The following is a 26,006-nucleotide window of genomic DNA, read 5'->3' on the forward strand; positions in this document are numbered from 1 at the left end:
TGCGAGTGAACGCGATCGCGGCTCGATTTCGCCTTTTGGCCGGTTGACGCGCTGGCTGAGTGGATCGGTCTCTCGTGCCGCCCTTGCGCCGCGCGAGAGGGTTCCGTCCCTCGCCTTCGAGCCGCTCGAACCCCGCCTGCTGCTCAGCGCCGACCCGCTGGCCGCCCAGTTGACCGTCGATCTCGGCACCATTGATCCCGGTTCGGGCGCGCGCTCCGTGTTGCTGCGCGTGGTGGAGGACACTACCCCGCAGCAGGGACACAAGCTGCAGGTCATCAATGCCCGCGACAATTCGCTGGTGCGCGAGACGGATGCGGAGTCGCTGCTCATCGTGTCCCTGCTCGGTAGCTCCGGAAGCGACACGGTCACGCTGGGAGAAGGCTTCCCCACCACCACGAAGGTTCTGTTTTCCGGCACTTCCGGAGACGACCGTCTCGTCATCAACACCGCCGGCGATGCGGGTGTCATTGATGAACTGACCGTCCGCCGCCTCTCCGTCAGTTCCGGCATCATCTCCGTGGACGGCGCGCAGGCGGTGCTGTTCGACAAGGTCGGTTCGGTCGAGATCAAGTCGCAGACCACCGCGTTCACCGTCTGGGACGACCGCGCTTCGACGAACAGCTTGGTGCTGGCGGATGCCGACAGCTCCGCCACGGACGGTCGTCTCGTCTTCACCGATGCCGCCGCGGCCAGCGGCACGGGCATCTTCTTCCGCGCGCCGCTGGAGACGCTGGACGTGTCCGGCTCGCGCAGCCTGCTGCGGGGCGATGCCATCGAGGTGCGCACCCTCGATCCGGACTTTGCCGGCGATCTTCATGTTACCACCGCGCGCGGCTATGATCCCTTCGCGGAGAACGCGGAGACGGACGCCGCCCTTGTGGCCTCCGACCTTGCCTTCTTCTCCGCCCTCGGCTCCCTGACGCCGGAGACCGGCGCCACGGGCGACCAGTTGTTTGCCTATCTTTCCAATGGCGGCTCCATCACGCTCAAGGGCCAGATCGCCACCAGCGGCGGCAGCTTGACGCTGATTGCCGATACCGTGACCGTTTCCGGCACGGGCACCGTTTCCACCCCAGCCTCCATTGATACGTCCGATGGCGTGGGGGAGGCGGGCGACATCATGATGGCGGGGCGCAGCCTTTTCATTGGGCGCGGCGTCACGCTCTATGCTGGCTCCGCCACAGACGGCAACGCGGGTGACATCACCTTGTCCGTCGAGGCGCGGGAATCCCTCGCCAAGGCGCTGCTTGCCACCCTCGTGCCCTTCAGTTTCGACCGGCAGACGACGGGCCTCGCCATCGACGGAGCGACCCTTGTCGGCGGCGATGTGGAGATCAAGGCCACCGCCAGTTCGGGCACGCTGGATGACGTGGATCTCGGCATTGCCATGCCGGAACTGCCGGATTTCGTGCTCGACGCATTGGAGGACAAGCTCTCCGAGATTCCCGGCCGGGAAGCGGCCGGCATCGGCCTGTCCAATATCGCCGCCGCCGTCTTCTTCAAGGGCGCGGACGCCACCATCACACTCACGGACACGCAGATCATCGCCGCCGGGGACGTTTCCATCGAGGCTGTCACCAGCGTCGCCTCGAAGCCCGAGGCGGATGTGGACCCGGACGAGAACAACCGGCCCACCGGCGTGCAGATTTCCGTTGGCGTCGGCCGCGCCGCCTCCGACGTGGCGGTCGCGCTCAATGGCGCGACGCTGATCCGTGCCGGCGGCGACGTTCTGGTGTCCGCCGAGGCGGAACTGGAGATCGAGGGCGCGGCCAAGGCCGCGGGCCAGGGCTCCGGCGATGCCGGCAACGCAAAGTCGCTGGCCGTCATCGTCGGCATCATCGATCTCGGCGCCAGCGTCACCCTCGGCAATGCCGCCTCCATCAGCAGCGAAGGCAACGTCAATCTCATCGCGAAGGGCAGCATCGCGATGAAGACGGAAGCGGGCGTCACCACGGTCGGCGACGCCAAGGGCGCCGTGGCGCTCGCTCTCGCCTTCAGCGACGCGGACGTGCAGACCAAAGTGGACGGGCGCATCGACGCCAGGGGCACCATCTCCGCCGCCGCGCCGGAGGGCGAGACCTCCGAGGGCAGCGTCGCGTTCGACGGCGACGACACGGGCGTGATCGACCTCGCGCAGGATGTCTTCTCCGTGGAAAAGCACGGCTTCTCGCAGGGGCAGCAGGTCTTCTACAAGGCGGAAGCCTCGCCCATCCTCGGTACGCAGATCGAGGCCGATCCGGTCGGCGGGCTGGAAGACGGCAAGGCCTATTACGTGATCGTCCTCGATGACGGCCACTTCCAGCTTGCCGAGAAGCCCACCATCGACCTCGGCACGCAGGGGGTAGACCCGGATTCCGTCCAGACTTTCTCCATCCCGCAGGCGGTGTCCGGCAGCCTCAACGCCATCGGCGGCGACACCATCCGCGTCAATAGCCACGGCTTTTCGTCGGGCGACCGGGTCACCTATGAGGTGCCGGCAGGCGAGGTCGCCATTTCCGGCCTGGCCGACGGCGCCACCTATCTGGTGGAAGTGCTGGATGCGAGCACGTTCCGCCTGAAGACGCTGGGCGGAGCCGTGATCTCCGTCGCGCAGGGCACGACCCTCGGCACCCATGTCTTCCGGCACGCGGACACGGCCCATCCAATCGCCATCGACCTCTCCGGCAGCCCGGTGGACGCGGCGGCAGACACGCTGCACCTAGCTGGCCATGGCCTCTCCGATGGCGACAAGGTGCGCTACGAGGCGGGCGGAACAGCCATTTCCGGACTGGTGAGCGGCCGGGACTATCTGGTGGAGACGGTGGACGCCGACACCATCCGCCTGACCGATGCAGACGGCACCGTCATCGACCTGCGCACCGGCGCCGCCAGCGGCACGCAGCGTCTCATTGCCGTGCACGAGGCGAGCCTCACCCTCCTGCGGGTGGATGCGGCGGCCAACACCATCACGCTCAGGGATCACAGCTTCTCCACCGATCCGGCCAACCCCACCATCGTCACCTACGGGCTCTACGGTTCAGGTGACACGGACCTGCTGCCGGGCCTCACGGCCAGCGGTCGCTATGCGGTCAAGGTCGTAGACGCCGACACCTTCCAACTGCTGGATGCGGATACCGGAGCGGTCATCGATCTCGGCGCGCCCACAGCGGGCGGTACCCACATGTTCGCCTTCCTGGCAGGCGGTGTCTCCATCGAAGCGGCGAGCGCGGTGGACGGGGATACCGACCTCGTCACGGCAGTGGGCCACGGCTTCAAGGATGGCCAGCAGGTCGTCTACCGGGTCGATCCCACCCTCTCCCGCACGCTGCCGCAGACGCTCCAGAATGCCTCAGGCGTCCTCACCACACAGGATGTGGCGCTCTCCGACAAGGCCATTTCCGGCCTTCAGGACAACGGCACCTATTATGTGGTCGTCATCGACGCCGACCATTTCCGCCTCGTCTCCTCGGCGGCGGACGTGGAGGGCGCGCACCCCATCAATCTCACCGCCCTCGGCACGGGCGACAAGCACAGCCTGAGCGAGAACGAACTTACCACCGGCGTCGGCATCCATGCCGTGCTGGAGGTGGAACTGGAGAATGCGGCCGAGACCGAGACCGGCGCGGAAGAGGACGAGGACGAGGAAGACGGCGGCTCGTCCTCCGGCTCCGACGATGCGGACGATTACGCCAATTTCTTCTTCGGCGATGCGGGCGCGGATGACGCTGTTCCCGCCGGCGCGGCCGCCACGGATGACGCGCCCGCCAAGAAGGGCGGCGCGGCCGAGGTGAAGGACGGCACAGAAGAAGCGGGCGATGACGCCAAGGCCGCGCCGAAGGCCGGCGCCAATGGCGGTCTCGCCCTCGGCGGCACCATCGCCTTCTCCTATACCAACCACAAGGTCAGCGCCCTTGTGGGCACCGATCCTGCGAACCGGGACCGGACCGTCATCAATTCCGGCGCGGACGTGGATGTGAAGGCCTCGTCCGAGCAGAAGTCCATCCTCAATGCCAAGAGCATGACGGTGAAGCCGGAGGATGGCGGCTCGTCTTCCGACACGGCGGTGGCGCTGGCCATCACCGTGGGCGTCTACAACAATGAGACGCGAGCCGTCATCGGCGGCAAAGCGGACGTGAACGCGGCGTCTGCCGTCACCGTGGAGGCGAAGACCGAATATCCTTTCCTCGCCAGCCTTGAGGATATTGTCGGCGAGAGCCCGGCCGACTTCTTCGACACGCAGCTCGAAGCCTTCAACGACGACCCGACCGACGCGCGCGAGACGTTGATGGACGGGACGCTGGGCTTCTCCCAACTCGTCAATAACTGGTCCGTCGCCCTCGCGAACACCGGGGCTGCGGGCTCCATCGGCGTGTCCGGCTCCATCTCGGCCCTCGTCTACGACGACAGTGCGGTGGCGAAGATCCAGAGCGGCGCGCGCATCAACCAGCGCACCGACGATGCGTCCACGCCCGCGGACGACTTCTTCGGCCAGCCCTGGACGCCGGCGGAGGACCAGAGCGTCACCGTCAATGCGGAAGTGGTGCACGAGACGGTGGACATTGTCGGCCTTGGCAATTGGGGGCTCGGCGAGGGAATGGCGGATGCCATCCGCGAAAATGGCATCGCGGAAGCTGCCAAGGGCGGCGACCTCGTGGACCTGTTCAATCGCTCCGGCGGCTCCGGCGCGGGTGGCTCGCTGGGTGTCGCGGTCTACATGACCGACACGGTCGCCCGCATCGAGGGGGACGTGAAGGTCCGCATCGGTGCCGAAGGCGCGCTGGCTGTCACGGCCACCGAGACCCTCACCCGCGTGGCCCTCAGCCAGGCCGGCGCCCTCGCGGGCGATAGCGCGGCCTATGCTATTGCCGGATCCGGCCTTGTCACCGTGTCCCGCTCGCGCGTGGATGCGGGCATCGTCGCGACGCTCTCGGGCGCGCCGGAGATCACCGGCGGCGGGGCGGTCACGGTGTCCGCCGGCAATGACGGCTACATGTTCAATCTCGCCGGCGCCTTCGTCTGGGGCGGTTCGGGCAGCAAGAGCATCGGCGTCAGCTTCGGCGTCTTCAATATCGACCGGGACGTGAGCGCCTTCATCGGCGCGGATTCTTCCGGCACCATGACCTCAACCCCGACCGCGAAGATCGTCATCGAGGCGTCGGAGCTGACGGTGGAGGGGCGGGTCACCAACACCGCCGTCAACATCATCGCGGCGGGTGCCCTGAGCGGTCCCTCCGGTGATGGCGGCGAGGAGCCCGCGAAGGAACTCGACGCCAGCGCCAAGCAGGAAAGTGACCTCACCGGAGGTCTTTCGCCCAGCGCCTCCATGTCGGGCGGGGAGCCGGACGGCGGCGCGGACAGCGCGGCCGGTCAGGTCTCCTCGCTGAGCGAAGCGCAGGCGGCGCCGTCCTCCCGCAGCGGCCTCGGCCTTGCGGGCGCGGCGTCCGTGTGGGTCGGCAACGACACCGTGCGCTCCTATGTGAATGCCTCGGGAGATATTTCCGCCTCCGACGTGACCGTCTCCGCGAAGAATGCGGCAGACCTGTTCAACCTCATCGGCGGCGCCTCCGTCGCCTATGGCGGGCAGGGCGGCACGGTCATCGGCGGCGCCTTCTCCGTCACGGTGGCCACCTCGGTCGTGGAGGCGTTCGTCGCCAACCGCCTCGCGAGCCCCAACGCGGCCAATGCGCTGGCCATCACCCTCGCCCCCGCCGCGGTGCCGGCCCCCGGCACAGGCACACGTCCCGGCCGGCTGAAGGTGGAGGCGCTGCAGGAAGGCGAGATCGATACCTTCACGGTGGGCATCGGCGTCACCACCAACGCGCAGGCGCGCGGCTTCGGCGGCTCGGTCGCCGGCACCTATATCGGCAGCACGGTCAATGCCTTCATCGATGGCGTGGCGGTGGTGCGCGCGGAGGATGAGGACCATCCCGGTGCACCTGTGACGGCGGCGGACGTGGCCGTCACCGCGCACAATGCGATCGACCTCTTCACCGTGGGCGGCGGCGCGGGCATCGCCCTGGCCGGCGCCGGCGTGGGTGGCTCCGTGGCGCTCAACATCCTCGGCTCGTCCACGCAGGCGCAGGTGCTCGGCACCACGCGGCAGGCGAGCTTCGACCTCGGCTCCGGTGAATTCTCCGTCGAATCCATCAACGACCAGAGCATCAAGGCCTTTGCCATCGGGGCCGGCGGCGGCGGGGGCGGCGGCGCCTCAGTGGGCTTCACGCTCGCGGCCAACATCATTTCCACGGACCGCGAGGTCTTCTCCAGCTCCAGGAGCGCCATTACGGGCGCCTCGCTCTCCAACGCCTCGGTTTCGGCCGGCTCGGTCACGGTGAGCGCGGACAACAGCGCCAGCATCACGGCGGTGGCGGGCGCGCTTGGCCTGTCCGGTCAGGGCAGCGGCTTCGGGGCGGCCCTCGCCTGGAACCAGATCGCCACCACCACCCGCGCCAGCATCGCCGGTTCCACCGTGCGAACCTCGGGCGCGGGAGTGACGCTCTCGGCCCTCTCGGACAGTTCCATCGCCTCGCTGGCCGTGGGCGCGGGGCTCGGCATGCGCACGGCGGTGGGCGCCTCGCTGTCGGTCAACGGCATCATCAACACCGTCACCAGTGGCATTTCCGGCACCAGCTTCATCGCGGCGAGCGGCATCGACGCCCTGACCGGCGGCGATGTCTCCGTCACCGCGCAGGACCGTTCCTCCATCCGCTCGCTCACGGGTGGGCTCGGGCTTTCGGCCCAGACCGGCGTGGGCGCCGCCATCGGCGTGAATTTCATCGTCAACACGGTGCAAAGCACCATTGCCGTGAGCGGGCAGGGGACGTTCGACGGCAACACCGAAGCCGCCTTCGTGAAAGCGGATGGCGATGTGGATGTGTCCGCCTCGGAAAAGGCGGCCATCAAGACCATGTCGGTCGGCCTTGCCGGCGGCCTCCAGTCCGCGCTGGGCGGCTCGGTCTCGGTCGAGGTGGTGAAGAACAGCGCGAAGGCTGGCATTGACGGCACCTCCGTGGTGGAGGCGGGCAGCAATGTCCGCGTGCGCGCGGCCAATGAGGCGACGGTGACGGCGGTGGCCGGACAGGTCTCGCTGGCGGCGGGCGGGGTTGCCTTCGGCCTCTCGGCCACCATCCTCGCCGTCGCCAATGTCACGGAGGCGCGCATCGCCTCCGGCGCCACCGTCTCTGCCGCCGCGCGGCGGCACATGTTCACGGATCTGGATGGCGAGAACCGTTCCGGCGTGGGCGTGGAAGCGTCCTCCAGCCTGCCGTTGCTCATGGTGGCGGCGGCGGGCTCGGTCTCCAGCAGTTCGGGCCTCGCCGGCGCGGTGAGCGTCACCACGGTCAGCGACAGCGTGAAGGCCACCATTGGCAAGGCCGACGCCACGGGTGGCAGTGTCTCGTCCGAGGGCGACGTGGTGGTGGCGGCGCGCGGCGACCTGACGCTGACCGGAATTGCCGGCTCGCTCGGCATCGGCGGCTCGACCGGCATCGGTGCGGGCGTCGATGCGGGCGTGCTCAGCCGCACGGTGGAAGCCTCGATCGCGGCGGGGGCCGATGTCACGGGGCGCACCAATGTGGTGGTCTCCGCCAAGGGCAGCACGTCCAATCTCGGCGTGTCCGCGGCGGGCGCCATTGGCGGCTCGGCGGCCGGCGCGCTCACGGCCGGCATTTCGGTGGCAAACCTCGCGACGCGCGCGTTCATCGGCGACAATGCCACTGTCACCAGCGCCGGCAATGTGGTGGTGCAGGCGGATTCCGACCTCTCCCTCACCGCCGTTTCCGCCAACCTGACGGTCGGCGGCTCGGCGGCGGTGGGCCTGCCGCTCACCCTCGGCCTCCTCAACGTCACGACGCTGGCCTATGTGGGGCAGAATGCCCGCGTGACCGCCCTCGGCTCGCTCGGCTGGGCCGCCGCGAAGAACGGCGATTTCTCGGACGTTACGGACGAGACCCCCGACAGTTCCGACACGCCCCTCTCCACCGCCTTCAACGATGATGCGGTGACGGGCAATCTCATCACCGTGACCGGCCACGGCTATGAGAGCGGGCAGGAGGTGAACTACCTCACCGACGGCGACACGCTGGGCGCACTGACGGACGGCAGCCGCTATTATGTGGGCCGCATCGACGCGAACACCATCGCGCTCTACCGCACCGCTGCGGCGGCTAGGGCGGGGCTTTCGGCTGACCGCATCGATCTTTCGGACAGCGACCTCGTCCGCCTCTCGCGCCACACGCTCGTGCCGGTGCTGAGCTTCCGCGCGCCGGACGTGGACAACGACTCTTTCTCGCGCGACCTCGACGACAACAGCCACACGGCCGCGAACTCCGTCTCCCGCAAGGGCCTGATCGTGGCGGCGGTGAGCACCAATTCCTTCGTCGGCGCGGGCGCGGGCCTTGCCGTGGCCGGCTCCGTGGCAGGCACCATCGCCGGCAGCGTCGCCATCCACGACATCGACACCACGGCGGAAATCCGCGCGGGCGCGAAGATCAACGACGGCGCGACCCCGGCCTCCGACAGCGATATCCTCGTCTCGGCCGGACGCAGCTATGAGGCGTTGTCCATCGGCGGCGGCCTTGCCGCGTCGGGCGCGGCGGCGGGCACGCTGGCGGCGAGCGGCGTGGTCCTGAAAGGCGACACGCAAGCCCGTATCCTCGGCACGCAGGCTGCGCCCACCACGGTGAATGCCGGCGGGGATGTGACCATCCACGCCAATGCGCAGGAGGACATCGTCATCGTCGGCGCGGGCGTCGGCGGCGCGGGCACGGTGGGCCTTGCCGGCAGCTTCGCCATCGCCAGCCTGGACACCACCACGCTGGCCGCCATCGACGGCGGCGCGATCGTCACGGCCGGGGCGAACGTGGACATCGCCGCCACCGACACGACGGACCTGACACAGGTCGCCGGCGCGGTCGGCATCGGCGGCATGGGCGGCGGCTCCGGCGCCGTCAGCTACATTTCGATCACCAAGATCACCAAGGCGCTCATCGGCGACGGGGCGGATATCGGCGCGGCCGGAACGGTCTCGGTGGACGCCACCTCCTCGGAAGACGTGACGACGGTGGCCGCCAGCCTCGGCGGCGGGCTTTTCGCAGGCATCGGCGGCTCGGTCGCCTATCTGGACATCGACAGCGACACCACCGCCGCCATCGGCGAGAATGCCAGCCGTGCTCCGAGCGTGACGGCGCGAGACGTGTCCGTGTCCGCCGGCAATACGACTGAGGTCACCGTCGTGACCGGCGCGGGCGGGATCGGCGCGGTCGCTGCGGGCGGCTCGGTGGTCGTGGGACTGCTGCGGAACGACACCAAGGCCTCCATCGGCCCCTCGGCGGAGGTGACGGCGACTCATTCCGTTGCCATTTCCGCCACCTCGGACTGGACGGTGGACAGCACCGCCATCAGCGCCGGCATCGGTATCGGGGCTGCGGCTGGCGGCGTGGTGGTCTTCTCCATCGGCGGCAATCTGGACGACACGTACGAGACGGACGGCAAGACCGGCCATGCCTTGAGCGGGCAGGGCACGGATGTGAGCGGCGCTGCCAATGCCATGCTCGGAACGCTGTTCGAGCGCCTCGGAACGCCCGGCTCGGGGACCGGGCCGGTCAGCGGCGTGGCACATGCGGACAGGCAGGCACGTGCAGGCGTGCAGGCTGCCGGCACCCCGGAGCTTGAGAGCGCAGGGACCGCCGTGGATCCGAGCGGCACCTCTGCCTCCGTCCGCGACGGCGCCCTCGTCACGGTGGGCGCGGGCGGCGGCACGGGCACGCTCTCCATCACCGCCACGCAGACCGTGGACGTGACGGTTCGCGCGGGCGGGGCGGCACTGGCCGCCGTCGGCGCGGGCGTCGGCATTGCCGTCATCTCGCTGGATGCGGACCTCACGGCCTATATGGGCCCGGCCGTGACCGTGACGGCGGGCGCATCCTCCAAGGTGGATGTGAATCTTGCGGCCAATCGCACCACCACCTTCGACGTGCTCGGCTTTGCCGGTGCGGGCGGCGGTTTCGCGCTGGGCGGCGCGGTGGCGGTGGTGAAGGACACGAGTTCGGTTTCCGCCTTCATCGGCGCGCGTCCGGCCATCGGCTCGGCCGCCGCCGGCACGGGCGATGGCGCGAGTCTCACGCGCGTGGGCGCCGTGAGCGTGCGCGCCTCCAGCACGGACACGCTGGAGCAGAACGTCACCGCCGCAACGCTCGGCGGCGTGGTGGTGGGTGTTGCCCTCCTGTCCGCCACCCAGGACGTGGATGTGGTCGCCGCCGTCAGCGACGGCACAGAGATCGGCTCCGATGCTGCGGGCGAGCGCGCCTCCTCGGTCACGGTGGATGCGGTGCGTCGCACCACCATCAAGCCTCGTGACGCGCGGGTGCTGGGCCAGGACATCCCCATGGCGCTGGCGCTCTCGGCCGGCGGCCTAAGCGCTCAGGCGGGCGTTGTGCTCATCGATGTGGGCGGCTCCACCACCGCCAGCGTGGGCGCGGATGCCTCGATCAATGCGGATGGCACGCTCCGTGTGAAGGCGGATTCCGTCGTAAACTTGCAGGATATCAGCGTTAAGGGCGGCCAGCTCGGCGCCCTCGCCGTGGGCGTGGTGGTGGTGAGCGTCGTCGCCAATCCGCGCACGGTGGTCTCGGTTGGCGCGGGCGCCGCCCTGCGCGGGCGTGACTTGAGCGTGCTCGCGCAGGGCCGCACCACTGTGGATGCCTCCGGCGAGTCTTCCTCGCTTGCGCTCTATGCCGGTGCGGGGCTGCTGGTGGACGTGGAGGCGAACCCGCAGACCCTCGCCACCCTTGCCGATGGCGTGGTGCTCTCCGGCACCAATATCTCCGTGGGCACCGATGCCGGCGTTGTCCTTGACGTAACGGCGGACGGGCGCAGCCTGGCTCTGCGCTCCGTGGTTCTCGCGAAGGCGGTGGCGGACACGGCGCAGGAAAGCCGCACCACCATCGGCGCCAACGTGGCAATAGCCGCCACGGGCGACCTCGATATCGTCTCCCTCGCCACCCAGACCGCGACCGTCACAGCCCATGGCGGCAGCGGCGGCATCATCAGCGGCTCACTGGCGAATGCGAGCGCCAGCAACGGCGCGAAGGTGGAGACCACCATCGGCAGCGGCACGGACCTCACCGCCGGTGGCGACCTGACCATCGACAGCCGTTCCGGCAGCAATTTCGACGTGGTGTCCAAGACCAAGTCTCTGGGCGGCGTCTCCGGCTCCAAGGCCGACACCACCCTGACGCAGGACACGTCAACGACGACCACAGTGCTCGCGGGGCGCGTCTCGGCCGGCGATGTGCTGAACGTGCTCGCGACGGTCAGCCAGCTCAAGCTCAACGCCTATGCCGAGGCGCTCACCGTCGCCGGCATTAGTGACACCAACGCCACGTCCGCGCTGACGGGCACGGGCTCGACCGCCCAGGTCACCGTCGGGGGCAGCGCTGCGCTGAGCGGCGATGCCGTGATACTGAAGGCGTCGCAGGCGGGCGTGGACGAACGCTCCACCGCCAATGCGCGCATGACCGGCGTGGGCGGCGACACGGACAGCACGGGCACGCTCAAGGCGATTACCAACACCAACATCGCGGTCACCCGCAACGTCACCATCGCCGCCCGCACGCTGGACGTGCTGGCCGATGCGCAGGCGAATGCGATCTTCGTCGCCAATGCCTACAAGGAATCGGCGCTGATCGATTTCGGTGATTCCACTCCTGTCCGTGAGGTCACCTATAACCGTGACATCAATTTCAATGGCGATGTGACGCTGTCGGGCTCCGCCGCGCCGTCCATCACCATCGACGACAGAGGGCGCGTCACCCAGTCCGGCGTTTCAGCCGAAGTGGTGGTGACGGACGACAAGGTGACGGTGTCCGACATCCTGTTCGGGCAGGCTGGCCCCTCCCGCGCGCTGTTCCGCATCACTGCCTCCAACTGGGATCCGGACACGGAGCGGCGGGCCAGCGGGTTCGTGGAATCGGCGGAAACCATTCGCGGCCTCGATGCCACCTTCAGCGGCGTCAGTGGCTTCGACACCGTCACCATCACCAACGCATCCGCGCGCCTGCTCCAAATTGGCGCCATCCGCACCACGGGCACGGCCTCCAGCGCCGGCATCGTGGTGGAAGGCGGCCTTGCCTCGGGCGCATTCGCGAGCCCGGTGGTCACCGCCAGCGGAATTGCCGCCGGTACAGTCACGATCACGTCGAACGACGACATCCTCCTCACCAAGGGGATCGTGACCGCTGGCGCGGTGAGCATCACCAGCGCCATGGGCGACATTTTGGGTTCCGGCGCGCCATCCGCCATCCGCGCCGGGCGCGTGGCGCTTGATGCCGGCTTCAATGGCAAGGTCGGTACTGCGGACAATGCCATCGCCACCGATGCCGGAGAGGTGAGCGCCAGCGCCAATCGCGGCATCGCGATCGAGGCGCTGGGTGACCTCGTGGCGGGGGCGATCACCATCACCAACCCGTATTATGCGGAAGTGGTTCTCACCGCGGCGGGCTCCATCACGGCGGCCGGCACCGGCACCACCCCGGCCATCTCCGGTGCGCTGCTGCGGCTGGCGGCCGGCACGGGCATCGGCACTGCGGATCGCTCGCTCGCTATCTCCACCGACGCGCTGAATGCCATGGCTGGCAGTGGTGTGAACGTGACGGATTCCGGCGCGCTCCTTGTCGGTACTTTGCTTTCCACGTCCGGCGACATCACCGTCGCCACCACGGACACCAGTTCCGCCACCCAGAACATCACCCTGGATGCCCAGAGCCTCATCAAGGCTACGGCGGGGGCGGTGAGGCTCAATGCGGGTGACAATCTCTCCGTGGCCTCCGGGGCACGGGTGGAAGCCGGCGGCGGCGCCGGAATCCTGCTGAACGGCGATGCCGGTTCCGCTGATATCCACGGCGCGGTCATCACCATTTCCGGCCTGCTGCAGGCGTCCTCCATCACCATCAATGGCGGCGCCAAGGCGGACACCATCACGGTCAGCCGCGTGGAAGCCGGCACGACGCTGACGGTGAACGGGGGCGGGGGGGCCGATGCGCTCATCTTCTCCGCCGCCAATCCTTTCGCTCTGGCGGGCAGCATCATGGCTGCGGGCGGTGACGGCGCGGACAGCGTGGTGCTGGACTTCGCCTCCGCTCCGGCCGTTGCGCTCACGCTCGGCACGGCCACGGTGGGCGGAAATACGCTCACCCGCATCTCTGGTTTCGGCACCGGGCGGCTGGACCTTTCGGGTGCGGCAGGCGACATGCTGGAGGTGCGCACCGGCGCCTCCGCCGACAGCGTCGCCGTCACCGGCACCGCCATTGAAACCCTGCTGAGCCTCGGCGAAGGCGATGACAGTATCTCGGTTGTCGCGGGCGCTGTCGGCAGCCTGCTGCGCGTGCGCGGCGGCGGCGGCACCGATGCCTTGGTGGTGGATGCCGCCGACGCCCCGTCAGCCCTTGCGGGCGTGCTGGACACTGACGGCCAGCGCGTGTCGGGCCTCGGCCCGGCAGCGGTGGAGTTCGGCGCCTATAACAGCGTTGCCGGCGGCATCGAGACGCTCCGCATCAAGCTGGGGATGGGCAGCGACACCTTCACGGTGAAGTCCACTGCGGCCTCGACCGCCACCACCATCGAGGCCGGCGCGGGCTCGGACACCATCACCATCGGCGACGCTTCCATCAGCAACGCCTTCCTTCAGATCAAGTCCGCCGTCACCGCCACGGGCGGTACGGGCGATGCCGTCGCGTTTGCCATGAAGGCGGACGACATCGCCAACATCGCCTTCACCCTCGGCACGGATGCGGCCGGGCGCGGCACCGCCACCTACCGGACGGATACGGGCGCGGACACGCTGCTCGGCCGCTTCTCCGGCTTCGCCGGCACCACGAACGTGCAGCTTGGCGGCGGCAGCGATGCAGTCACCATCACCGGCGCCACCGGCGCGCTGCGCATCGGCACGCATGGCGGCGCGGATACTGTGACGGTGAACAGCTCCGCCCATCTCGTCACCGCCGAGCTGGGCGAGGGGGCGGACACGCTGATCATCGGAACGGGCGCGGTAAGCGTTGCGGTGGATGGCGGCGGGGGCACCCAGGACACGGTGCGCCTCGACCGCTCGGCGGCCACCGACGCGCTGTCCGTCAACATTCACGACCAGGCGGGAGGCATCGCCTTTGACGGCCTGCTCTCCGGTAGCTTCACCTCGGCGGGCATCGAGGTGGTGGATGTGGAACTGGGCTCCGGCAATGACAGTATCACGCTGAACACCACCTCCGCCGCGCAGGGCGGGCTGCGAATCAATGTGCGCGCGGGCGGCGGCAATGACGAGATCCGCGCCGTCAGCGTGGGCGGCGACATCTTCGTGGATGGCGAGGAGGGCACGGACACGCTCTCCGTGGTCATTCCGTCCACCATCGATGGCAGCATAACCTCGCGCTTCTCGCGTCTGACCAAGCTTGTCGAGCGCTTCGTGGCCGATGACACGGGCAACGCAACCACCCGCAACTGGGCTTACAATGGCGGCGTGCTCAGCGAGGGCACCGGCACCGCCTACACGGTGCTGGATGCGGATGGCGCCAGCGAGTTCGTGCTGAAATCCGGCGGCAGCGTTGGCGATCGCCTCACCGTCACTTCCGGCTCCGGCGGTGACGTGACCGGCATCATCAATGGCGACCTCGTGCTGATGTCGGCCGACCCCAGCATCGTCAGCCAGACCAATCCGCAGGCGGATTTCGAGCGCCTGTCCGCGATTCTCGGCGTCATCTCCTTCGACGGAACGGTTTCCTCCGGCGCCTATACGGAGGACGGATTCCGGTTCTCCGGCAGCCTGACCAGCGCCAACCTCGCCCTGGTGGCGGATGTGGGCACGGTGCTGAAGACGGGCGACGGCAGGACCGTGACGATGCAGACCTCTCCCGCCGGCGGGGTCTTCAGCCTGCAGGGGCTCACGGCTCGCCTCTCCGATGGCGGCAGCGGCACGGTGACCATCACCGGCACCACGCTGTCCGGCCAGACGGTGACGCTCGCGAGCCTCGCCGTAGATTCCACCGGGCGCGCCATCCAGTTCGGCGACGACTTCGCCGCCCTGACGGCCGTGACATGGACCTATAGCGGCACGGGCGATCTCTATATGGACAGCGTGAAGGCGCTGCGCCTGTTCGACCGAGACACCTCGGTGAAGTCGCTGGCGAACAGCGTGACGATCCCGGTCATCCAGTTCGGCACCGCCTCCGCCTCCACCCTGGTGATCAACACAACGGCGCTGAGCATCTCCGGCAGCTATTCCACCGGCGGGCAGGGCTATCGCCTCTCCTGGTCCACCAATGCCACCACGGGCGTCGCGACGCTCACCATCTATGGCAACCTGAAGATCACCGACAACACCACCGTGCGGGTGTCGGGCTCGCGTGCCCTTGCGCTCAACGTGCTGGGTGACGTGGAGATCGGCGCCAACGTCACCCTGGAGGCCAACGGCAGCAACGCCGCGGAAGGCACCGGCGGCGCGGTGGATGCCGCCGGCAGCGCCGGCGCGGGCGGTGGCACCGGCGGCACGGCGGCGGGCGGCGGCGCGGGTGGAACGGCGGGCACGGCCGGCAGCGGTGGCGACGGCGGCGATGGCGGCGCGGGCGGGCGGGCCTATCTGCGCTCCGGCTCCGATGCACAATATGCCGACTGGCGCGACTATCACGGCGAATGGGGCGGAGCCGGCGGCGACGGCACGGCCGCCACCGCCAGCACGGCGGGCGCGGCCGGCGGCGCGGGCGGCTCCGGTGGCGCGGCCACGGCGGGCGGCTCGTCCGGTGGCAGCAGCGCGGGGGCCGTGCTCGGCGGGGCAGCCGGCACGACGGGTGCGGGCGGCGATGGCGGCGGGCTGGCTTCGGGCGGCTCCATCACCGGCGGCATGGGCGGAAAATATCCCGGCAGCACTTCCAACGTGGCGCAGCAGGAACGCATTCCCCAGCGCATCGACAATGACACTACCTATGGCGGCAAGACCTCGGACGGTACCGCCAGCGTGGATGGCGGCACCGGCGGTACGGGCGCCGATGGCCTTGCGGGCGTGGGCGGCAGCAACAGCGGCACGGGCCTCGCCCTCTCGGCAGGCGGCGGCGGCGCGGCGGGCGGCTCCGGCTCGGGCGGCGGCTCGGGCGGCTCGGGCGGCGGCGGCGGCGGTGGCGCCGGCGGCGGCGGCGGCGGCGCGGTGCGCGATTCCAGCGGTCCGCGCGGCATCGGCGGCAATGGCGGCGAAGGTGGCAGCGGTGGTGACGGCGCCACGGGCGGTGCCGGCGGCACGGGCGGCGCAGGTGGCGCGGGTGGCGGCGGCGGCGGTGCCTTCGCGATCATCGCCTCCGGCAAGATCTCCGCGCTCGGGGGTGGCACGCTGACCGCAACGGGTGGCACCGGCTCGGCCGGGACCGCCGGCACCGGCGGCGCAAGCGGCTCCAACGGCACAAGCGGCACCTCCGGCGCGACGGGTGGCGATGGCGTGAACAACGGCGCTGGCGGCGCCACGGGCGCGGCGGGCGGCTCCGGCGGCAACGGCGCTGCCGGCGGCGCGGGCGGCGATGGGGCGGGTGGCTCCGGCGGCGCGGGCGGCACGGTCCAACTCATCGCCACCGACATCAAGATTGGTGGCGTGACGGTGAACGTCTCCGGCGGCACGGGCGGTGCGGGTGGCGGCACGGCTGCCTCGGGCGGCTCCGGCAGCAACGGCCGGGCAGTGGTCCTCGACAACACCACCGACACCGCGGGCACGCCCACCATTCTCGGTAGCCAGGGCGTCACCGGGCTGTCCGCCACGGCGGGCGGCGAGCACAATGCCATGTTCAATGGCAATGTGGAGACCCCGAACATCGTGGGTCTCAGCTATGGGGCCGGTACGGCGGGCCTGCTGCTGAACAAAAACGGGACGCTCCTGGACGGTCGCGCCCTTGATTTTGACTCCGGAACCGGCGGCGTGCAGGCGTCGGACAGCAACGCGCTGGTGGCGGTGCTGCGGTTTGACACCATGGCTGCGCTGGCCGCCGCCTCCAGCGGCATGCTGACGCTGGACCAGGATTATACCGGCTATGACGTGGTGGTGGTGGTGAACCTCACCGGCACCAGCTCCACCGCCGGCATCACTCTCAACACGCCCATGCTCGGCATCAATGGCGAGGCGTCCAGGTCCCTCGCCGTGGACGGCTACCTCACGCAGGCATGGGATGCTGTTGGCCAGAAGTGGGTCACCACCGTCACCCAGGTGGACCAACTCCTGCCGGGCGCGGTCTGGATCACGCTGGTGCGCGAGACCGATACCGCCGTCACCGCTTCCGTGGTAGCGGGCGGCACGACGTTGTCGCTGGACGCCAACAACCTGCCGACCGCCCTCGCGGACGGCCAGGTGAAGTACATCACCGTCACCCAGAAGGCCTCCGCCACCACCAGCGACCTGCAGGGGCTGGATCATGCGGTGCGCGTCACCAATGCCTCCGGCACTGCATTCTACGGCATCGACAAGGTCTCCAACACGCTGGTCGTGTTCTCGGAGGACGGCGCCGTGCTCCAGGGCTTCCGGCAGGGCGTGGACGGGCGCACGGAACTGGGCGCGCTCGGCGCCATCACGGTGAATGGCAGCCAGGTTCTGGTCAGCGCGACCAATGCCGCCAACCAGACCGGCTATGCCGTGTTCACGCGGGGCGTGGACAACAGGCTCACCTTCAGCAGCTTCTCCGTGAATGCCGGCGCCTATGCCAATAGCGGCATGGGCGAGGGCAGCAGCGGGGTCTATGGCTTCGTCATCGACAGCTTCGCGGCAGGTGGCTCTACGCCCACCACCACGCTCCGCACCGACGCCGCCTCCGCCTCGCTCTGGGTGACGAGCGCCTCGGGCGTTACCACGGAACTGGTGAGCAACGGCGTCGTCTCCGGCAGCATGGCGAAGGCAAGCAATGGCTCGGACACGCGGCCGACCTTCACCAGCCTCACCGATATGCGCATCGACGGTGCGTTCGTGCGCATCAATGCGGTGACGAGCGACGGCCAGTCCGGCCAGCTCCAGCTTTTCCGCAACATCAGTACCGGCGTCTTCGCCTTCCATTCCTTCACCACCAGTTCAGGCGTCCCGGCCGCCACCTCGAACGGCACGGCGGGACAGAGCGTGGCGAGCGCGATCCGCTATGTGTCGCGGCCCGAGTTGAACGGCTTCGATGTCTATGACGGCGCAACGCTGGTGCAGGAGGTGCGGCAGGGCGCGGACAATGCGCGCGGCGCGGCAGGCATCACGGACTTCGCCGTGGCGCCCGGCGGCAAATATGTGCTCGCCGTCAATGCCAGCGGCGCCATTTCCGTGTTCGAGCGCGACGATGCCACGGGCAAGGTCGATCCACGCGCCATCCAGGTGTTCCGCGAGGGGTCGGGCGGAGCGGCTGGGCTCGTGGGCGCCAGCTCCATTCTCATCGGCGCGCGTACCGGCAATGGGCTGACCGTCTATGTGACGAGCACCGGCAATCTCACCCAGCGCGGCGGCATCGCCACCTTCGTGGTGGACCTCTCCGACGTGGTGGCACCGCGCGATTCCGTTCTGCGCCACTCGGGCGTGGAGAACCTCGTGGTCGAGACCGGCGCCGGGGCGGACCGCATCTCCTATCTGGGCGCGGTTGCTGCGGGGGTGATGTCCGTCACCATCAGCACCGGCGCAGGTGCCGATACGGTGGTCCTCTCGGATGTGGGGGCGAACACCGGTGTCGATCTGGGCAGCGGCAACGACACCGTGTCGCTGCGCGCCGAGAATGCCGACGCCACCATCACCGTGGCGGGCGGCGATGGCAGCGACACGTTCGACGTGGTGACCACGGGCACCAACGGCCGCGTGACGCTGTCCGGCGGGGTTGGCGCGGACAGCTTCGTCATCTCGCGCCTCGGCGCCGGTTCCGTGCTTATCGCCTCCGGCGGGGCCGGGAATGACGTGTTCACCGTCTATGGCACCGGCACGGGCGCAAGCCTCACCCTCAAGGGCGAAGGGGGAGCAGACAGCTTCTCGGTGGTGCGTGTCACATCCTCCACCGTCACCCTGCAGGGCGGCGACGATGCGGATACGGCAAGCGTCACCGGACAGGGGATCAGCCCCGGCAGCGGCATCAGCCTTGACGGCGGCGCGGGTGTGGACGTGCTCGTCTTCGATCCCGGCAGCGGCACCATGAGCACCTACACCTCCGGCGGTGCGCTCGCGAGCCCGGCCGGCACCCTCGTCTTCGAGGACGGGCAGGTGGACGTTTTTGGCTACGGCCGCGTTGTCTATACCAGCTTCGGCGCCTCGGCGCCGCCGCCCACGCCCGCCAGCGGCGGCAGCGCCCGCGCGCTCCTTCCGCCCACGATCGCCTTCGGCACGGTGGATGCGACACAGGAGGGCGCCGGCCTTGCGCTCCGGGTGAATGTGAGCGACGTGGGCAGCGCAGCCCTCATCAATGGCATCGTCTCCTTCGACCTCGACGGGGATGGCCGCTTCGGCGATAAGTTCGCGCCTGTGGTGAATGGCGTGGCGCTGCTGACACTCACCTGGTTGGACCTGCTGGCCATCGGCATTCTTGATAATGGCAGCTACACCTTCGCCGCGCAGGCCACGAACGAGGACGGCCTCACTGCCGTCGCCAGTGTGCGCGTGAGGGTGAATGACGCGAAGCCCGTGGTTTCCGTCGCCGCGTCCGCCGGCACCGTCACCTTCGGCAGCGCGGCCACCGTGCAATTCTCCAGCAGCGACCCCTCGGCGGCGGATGTCCCCACCGGCTGGCGCATCGACTGGGGCGACGGCACGGTGCAGACCTATGGCGCCAGCGTGCGCGAGGCGAGCCACGCCTACCAGTCGCCGGGCAGCTATCAGGTGACCGTGGGCGTGTATGACAAGGACACCGCCTCGACGCCCACGCTCTCCACGCCGGTTTCCGTCACCGTGGTCCTGCCGCCTCCCACTGCGCCCGGCTCCGTGAATGCGGTGGTGCTGGCGGATGCCACCATGACCGCCGGCGGCACCGTGCAGCTTTCCGCCACTGCCAACGGCACGCCCACCAGCTATGTGTGGCGAGTGAACGGCACGGTTGTCTCCGGGCTCACGGGAGCGGCCCCGCTCCTCACCTGGCAGCAGGCGAAGGATGCCGGCATCACCAGCAACGGGTCTTATGCCGACGCCATCTCGGTGGAAGTGGTCTATGGCACGGGTGGCTCCGCGCAGTCCGTGATCCGGCAGGCGGACCTGACCGTGACCAATTCCGCCCCCACCTTTACGGCGTTCAGCCAGCTTGGCGGCGGCACGGAAGGCGCCACCACGCCGGACCAGCAGGCCATTGTGGGCTTCACCGGCGCGACCGACGCCTCCGCCTATGATGCCGCACGCCTGCGCTACGATTTCGACTTCGACAATGACGGGACATGGGATCTGGTGAACCAGACCACCTCCGCCGTCGCCATTCCCGCGGCCTATGCGCGCCTCTCCGGCACCATGGTCGTGAAGGCGCAGGTGAAGGATGCCAGCGGCGCGGCGATTACGGCCTATGCCTCCGTCACCATCAGCGACGTTCCCCCCAGCGTGGACGCGACCGGCACAGGCACGGTGGAGGAGGGCTCCGCCTATACGCTGGACCTCACGGCCACCGATCCCGGTTACGTGGACCCGGGCCTGTGGTGGATCAATGGCGACCGCCTCACCGGATGGACGGTGAACTGGGGCGACGGCACCACCCAATCCCTGACCGGCGGCGCCACCAAGACCCTGACCCATGTCTATCGCGATGAAGCGGCTTACACCGTCACCGTGAGTTATGTGGACAGCGAGGGCCTCAGCGGCACCGTCACCCATGGCGTGGTTGTGACCAATGCGGCGCCCGTGCTCGCCAATGTGGCCGCCTCCTCCATTCCGGTGGAGGGCGGCACCTTCCATCTCACGGGCGAGATGTCCGATGCGGGCGCGGACGACGCCCGCCGGCTCACCATCGACTGGGGCGACGGCACCACCACGGTGAGCAGCATTGCAGCGGGCGTGACCCGCTTCGACCTCGCCAAGTCCTATGGACGGGACAGCGGGCCGGGCAGCTACACCATCACGGCGACGCTGAGCGACCTTGAGGGCGGCACTGTCACCCAGACGTTCCAGCAGCAGGTGACCAACGCCGCCCCGGTGGTGACGGACCTCGCCGTCTCCAGCACGGTCGTGGACCAGATGCAGGCCGTGACCATTTCGGGCCGCTATTCCGATGCCGGCCTGTCCGACCTGCACAATGTCGGCATCAATCTTGGCAACGGCATCATCCTGGCTGGTTCGGACGTGGTGGTGAACACCACGGATCGCAGCTTCATCGCCACCGCCACCTATGCCGTGGCCGGCACATGGCAGGTGACGGCGACCGTGACAGACCGCGCCGATGCCACCTCCAGCGGCCAGCGCGGCACCGGCATCACGGTCGTGAACCCTCTGGCCTCCGTGCGCGACGTGCTGGTGAACGGCACCGCCGCCAATGCGGTGCGCACCAGCGATCCCGCGGTGGTAACCATCGACAAGGGTGACACGCTGGATGTCACCTTCACCCTGTCCGATCCGGGGCAGGGCGGCGCCTATGCGGTTCAGGTGCGGTGGGGCGACGGCACCTCCACGGCGGACCTCGTGCCGGTGTCCTCCACCTATGACGCAGTCACCAACCGCACCATCAACACCTATTCCGCCTCCCGCGTCTTCGCGCGCGCCGGCGGCAACGAGGCGGACCCGACGCTCTCCGTGGTGGACGTGATGGTCGGCGAGGGCAGCGCCACCCCCACCATCGCCAGCAGCTTCACCGTCGCGGTGCGCAATGCACCGCCGGTGGCCGGCGCCCTCACCGTCACCCCGGCGCCGGAAGCGGGCACCGTGACGGCGAAGCTCGTCTTCTCCGATGTGGATGTGGACGACACCCATACCGTCACGTTCACCTGGGGCGACGGCACCGCCACGGAACTGGACGCCAGCGCCCGCGTGAGCGAGGCGGGCGGCGGCTATTCCTTCTCCGCCACGCACGCCTATCCGGACAACGCGGCCGACGGCGGCGGCTATATCGTCTCGGCCAAGGTGGAGGACCAGGATTTCGGCAGCGCCACCACCTCCGTGGCGGCGGCCATCGCCAATGCGGCGCCCGGCCAGATCGTGCTGACGCTGGACCAGGCCGAGATCGCCGAGGGCGGCTATGTGACCCTTACAGGCACCTTCGCCGATGCCGGCGTGCGCGATACCCACACCGTGAGAGTGGACTGGGGCTTCGGCGCCGATGCCGTCCGCTACGAGACCTTCACGCTCACGGGTGGCGAGCGCGGCTTCTCGGTGCAGCATCTCTACGGGGAAGGCGTGCGGCTTGCCTCCGGCGGAGCGCCGCTCTCCATCGGCGTCGCCATCATCGACAAGGACGGCGGGGAGGGCAGGCAGAGCCTCGCTCTGCCTGTCTCCAGCGCGCCGCCCACGCTCTCGGACATGAAGCTCGGCGCCGACAGCATCGTGGAAGGCAATTCCGTGCGTCTCAGCGGGCGCATCCTCGATGCGGACGTTCTCGATGCGCACACCGTGGTGGTGGATTGGGGCGACGGCACCGTGCAGACGGTGGTCCTTGCGCTGGGTACCCGCACCATCGACCTGACGCACACCTATGCGGATGACGCCCGCACCGCGATTTCCGCGGACCGCTATCCTGTCTCCGTGCGCGTGACGGACAGCGTGGGGGTGGCGGTGGAGGCCGCGCTTGAGGTGGCGGTGACCAATGCCGCACCGCGCGTGGAAGGGCTCACCTTCAATGCCAGCGTGGACGAGAACGGCATCGTCACCCTCACAGGCCGCGTCGCCGATGCAGGCGTGCGGGATGTGACCCAACTCGCCATCCTGTGGGGCGACGAGACGGGCGGGGCCACGGCACAGGCGGTGACGTTGGCCGGCGACGGCACCTTCACGGTGTCCCATCGCTATCTCAATGACAGCCGCTCGGCGGGCCTGTCCTCCGATAGCTACACGGTGACGCTCTCGGCCACCGATGGCGTCAGCGCTTTCTCCACCACCCGCGCCGTCACCGTGCGCAATGTGACGCCGGTCCTGGAGAATGTGGCGGCTACTTCCACCGTGGAGGAAAACGGCCTTGTCACCCTCACCGGGCGCGTCACCGATGCGGGCACCCGCGACACCCTCACGCTGAGGGTGCTGTGGGGCGATGAAGGCGTGGGCGCGACCGGGGCGTTGGTCACCGTGGCCGCCGATGGCAGCTTCTCGGTCACCCATCGCTATCTGGACGACGCGACCTCCGCCGGCCTGCCTGTTGACCGCTACACCGTGCGCCTCAGCGCGAGCGACGATGCGGGCGCCGGGACCACCGCGCAGCGCGACGTGGTGGTGACCAACGCGCCGCCGACCCTGACCGGGCTGGCCCTGACCTCTGCCATTTCCGAGGGCGGCACCGCCCGGCTCACCGGCACCATCGGCGACGCCGGCGCGCTGGACGGCCACGTGGTGACGGTGGACTGGGGCGATGGCACGGTGGCGGAATACACCTTCACCGCCTCCCAGCGCGCCATCGACCTGACCCACACCTATGTTGATGACGGCACCACCTATGGCCACCAGACCGACGCCTATGAGGTGAGCGTCTCCGTCCGCGACAATCGCGGCGCCACGGCGGCCACGCAGACGGCCTCCGTGCGGGTGGATAATGTGAGCCCGAGCCTCGCGGGCGTTTCCTTGGACAGCGTGGTGGACGAGGGCGGCACCATTACCGTCAGCGGCCGCCTGAGCGATCCTGGCCTCCAGGATACCCATGTCCTCGCCATCTTCTGGGGCGACGAGACGCTGGGCGTGTCCGGCACCTTCGTGACGCTGGAGTCCGATGGATTTTTCCGCGCGACCCATCGCTATCTGGACGATGCCCGCTCGGCCGGGAAGGGGGCGGACAATTACACCGTCCGTATCCGCGCCGTGGACACTGGCGGTGGCGAGGTGGAGCAGACCGCCAGCGTCACCGTGCGAAACGTGGCGCCCGTGCTCTCCAACGTGGCCGTGACCTCCACGGTGGACGAGAACGGCACCGTCATTCTCACCGGCCGCCTCTCGGACGTGGGCGCCAACGACGCCCATGTGGTGAACGTGCTGTGGGGCGACGAAGTCTCCGGCGCGCCGGCCACCCTCGTCACCGTGGCGCAGGACGGCACCTTCACCGCCACCCACCACTATCTGGATGACGCCCGCTCGGCGGGCCTGCTCGCCGATACCTACACCATGACCGTGACGGCGACGGACAATGCCGCCGCCGCCACCCGCTCCACCGCCTCCGTCACCGTGCGCAACGTTGCGCCGGTCCTGGCGGATGTGTCGGTGACGCCGACCATGAACGAGAACGGCATCGTCACCCTCACCGGCCGCGTGACCGATATGGGCTCCCTCGATACCCATGTCGTCACCGTCATGTGGGGAGACGAGACCGGCGGCGCGGGGGCGGAAACCGTGGCCGTGGCAGCGGATGGCACTTTCACCGCCACCCACGGCTACCTGGACGATGCCCTGTCCTTCGGCCTCCCCGCCGACCGTTACACCGTCTCGGTGACCGTTGCGGACAACGCGGCCGCCACGGATGCGACCACGCGGTCGGTGAGCGTCGCCAACGTCGCCCCGGCCCTTTCCGGCCTCACCCTCACCGGCACGGTCTCGGAAGGCGGCACCGCCCGCCTCGCCGGCGTCATCCTCGATGCTGGCAGCCTCGACGCCCATGTGGTGACGGTGAACTGGGGCGACGGCACCGTGAACGACTACACCTTCGATGCCGCCACCCGCACCTTCGATCTCTCTCACCTGTATGCGGACGACGGGACGAGCTTCGGCAACGTGACGGATGCCTATCGGGTGAGCGTTTCGGTCCGGGACAACCGCGCCGCCACCTCCGCCGAGGATCGTCTGGCGGTGACGGCGGAAAATCTCGAACCGAAGCTGGAAGACCTCGTGGTCCGCGAGTTGCGGAGCGGACCTTCCGGCCAGTTCCTCATCACCGGCCGCGTGAGCGATATCGGTGTCCGGGACAGCCATACCGTCCTCATCGCCTGGGGTGATGGCACCACCAGCGAGGTGAGCGTCGATCCGCAGACCCGCACCTTCACCGCGACCCATCGCTATGAGCGGGATGGGACCTACGCCCTGACCCTGACCGCCATCGACAATGCCCGTGGACGGTCCGAGGACGGGTCTGTGACCTTGCGCCTCTACAATCCGCCATCCGCCTTCTCCGCCGTGATGGGCGCCGGCGTGAACACCACCGCTGCGGCTGCGGCTGCGGCCGTGGAAGGGGCCGGGCCGGCAAGCAATGGCGGCTCCGAAGGGCTCGTCGACCGTGGCGGCGCGGCCGGGCCGACCTTTGATGGGCCGACCTTCTTCGGCAGCGACCTGCCGCAGCGCGAGACGGCTGGCGATATCATCGGCTCGGCGGCATCCGATACGCTGGGGCTGGAATACCAGACGCGCGGCGGCGGAATGCCGTCCGGCCGCAACTCGTCCGGCGCCAAGCCGGAGGAGGCCCAGCCCCAAGGGGAGGCCGGGCCGGGCCGTGGCGGGCAGGGCGGACAGCCTCTCGACGGCCAGGGCCAGTTGGCGCCCGAGCAGGGGCCCGCCTCCGGTCAGAGCGGTGGCGGCATCGAGCAGGATGGCCGACCCGACCATTCTGCGCTCGACTGGCGGCTTCCGCTTCTCGCCGGTCTCGCCTCGGACATCGTCCTGCCCATAGCCGGACCGTTCCAGCCGGCGGATGTCCTGCAGCCCAATGCCGGCGGCATCGCCATCCGGGCCGGGGCAGAAGAGGAAAACGCGAGCAGCGGCATGCATTTCGCTTCCGCCGCTGCCTATGGCCTGTTCAGCCTCGCGGCGTTCGACCGGCAGGCGGCCGCGGCGCGCGCCCGCCGCATGCAGGCGCTGCGGGAGGCACTGGATCTCGACGGCGACTGGATGGTCGGCGGCGCGGCCGGAGACCTGCCGGACGGCTGGGACATGAATGTGCCTGTGCTCAAAGAGCCGCGCGCGGGCTAACATC

Annotated in this window: 1 protein-coding gene; it reads left to right on the top strand. The window is 69.2% G+C overall.

The features are described 5' to 3' along the window. Positions 1 to 43 precede the first annotated feature (43 nt). A complete protein-coding gene (locus EJJ38_RS07010) occupies positions 44 to 26,002 on the top strand; it encodes a PKD domain-containing protein (RefSeq protein WP_164738444.1) in 25,959 nt (8,652 codons plus the stop codon). Positions 26,003 to 26,006 lie beyond the last annotated feature (4 nt).

The organism is Aquabacter cavernae (assembly GCF_003993795.1).
GTDB classification, from domain to species: Bacteria; Pseudomonadota; Alphaproteobacteria; order Rhizobiales; family Xanthobacteraceae; genus Aquabacter; species Aquabacter cavernae.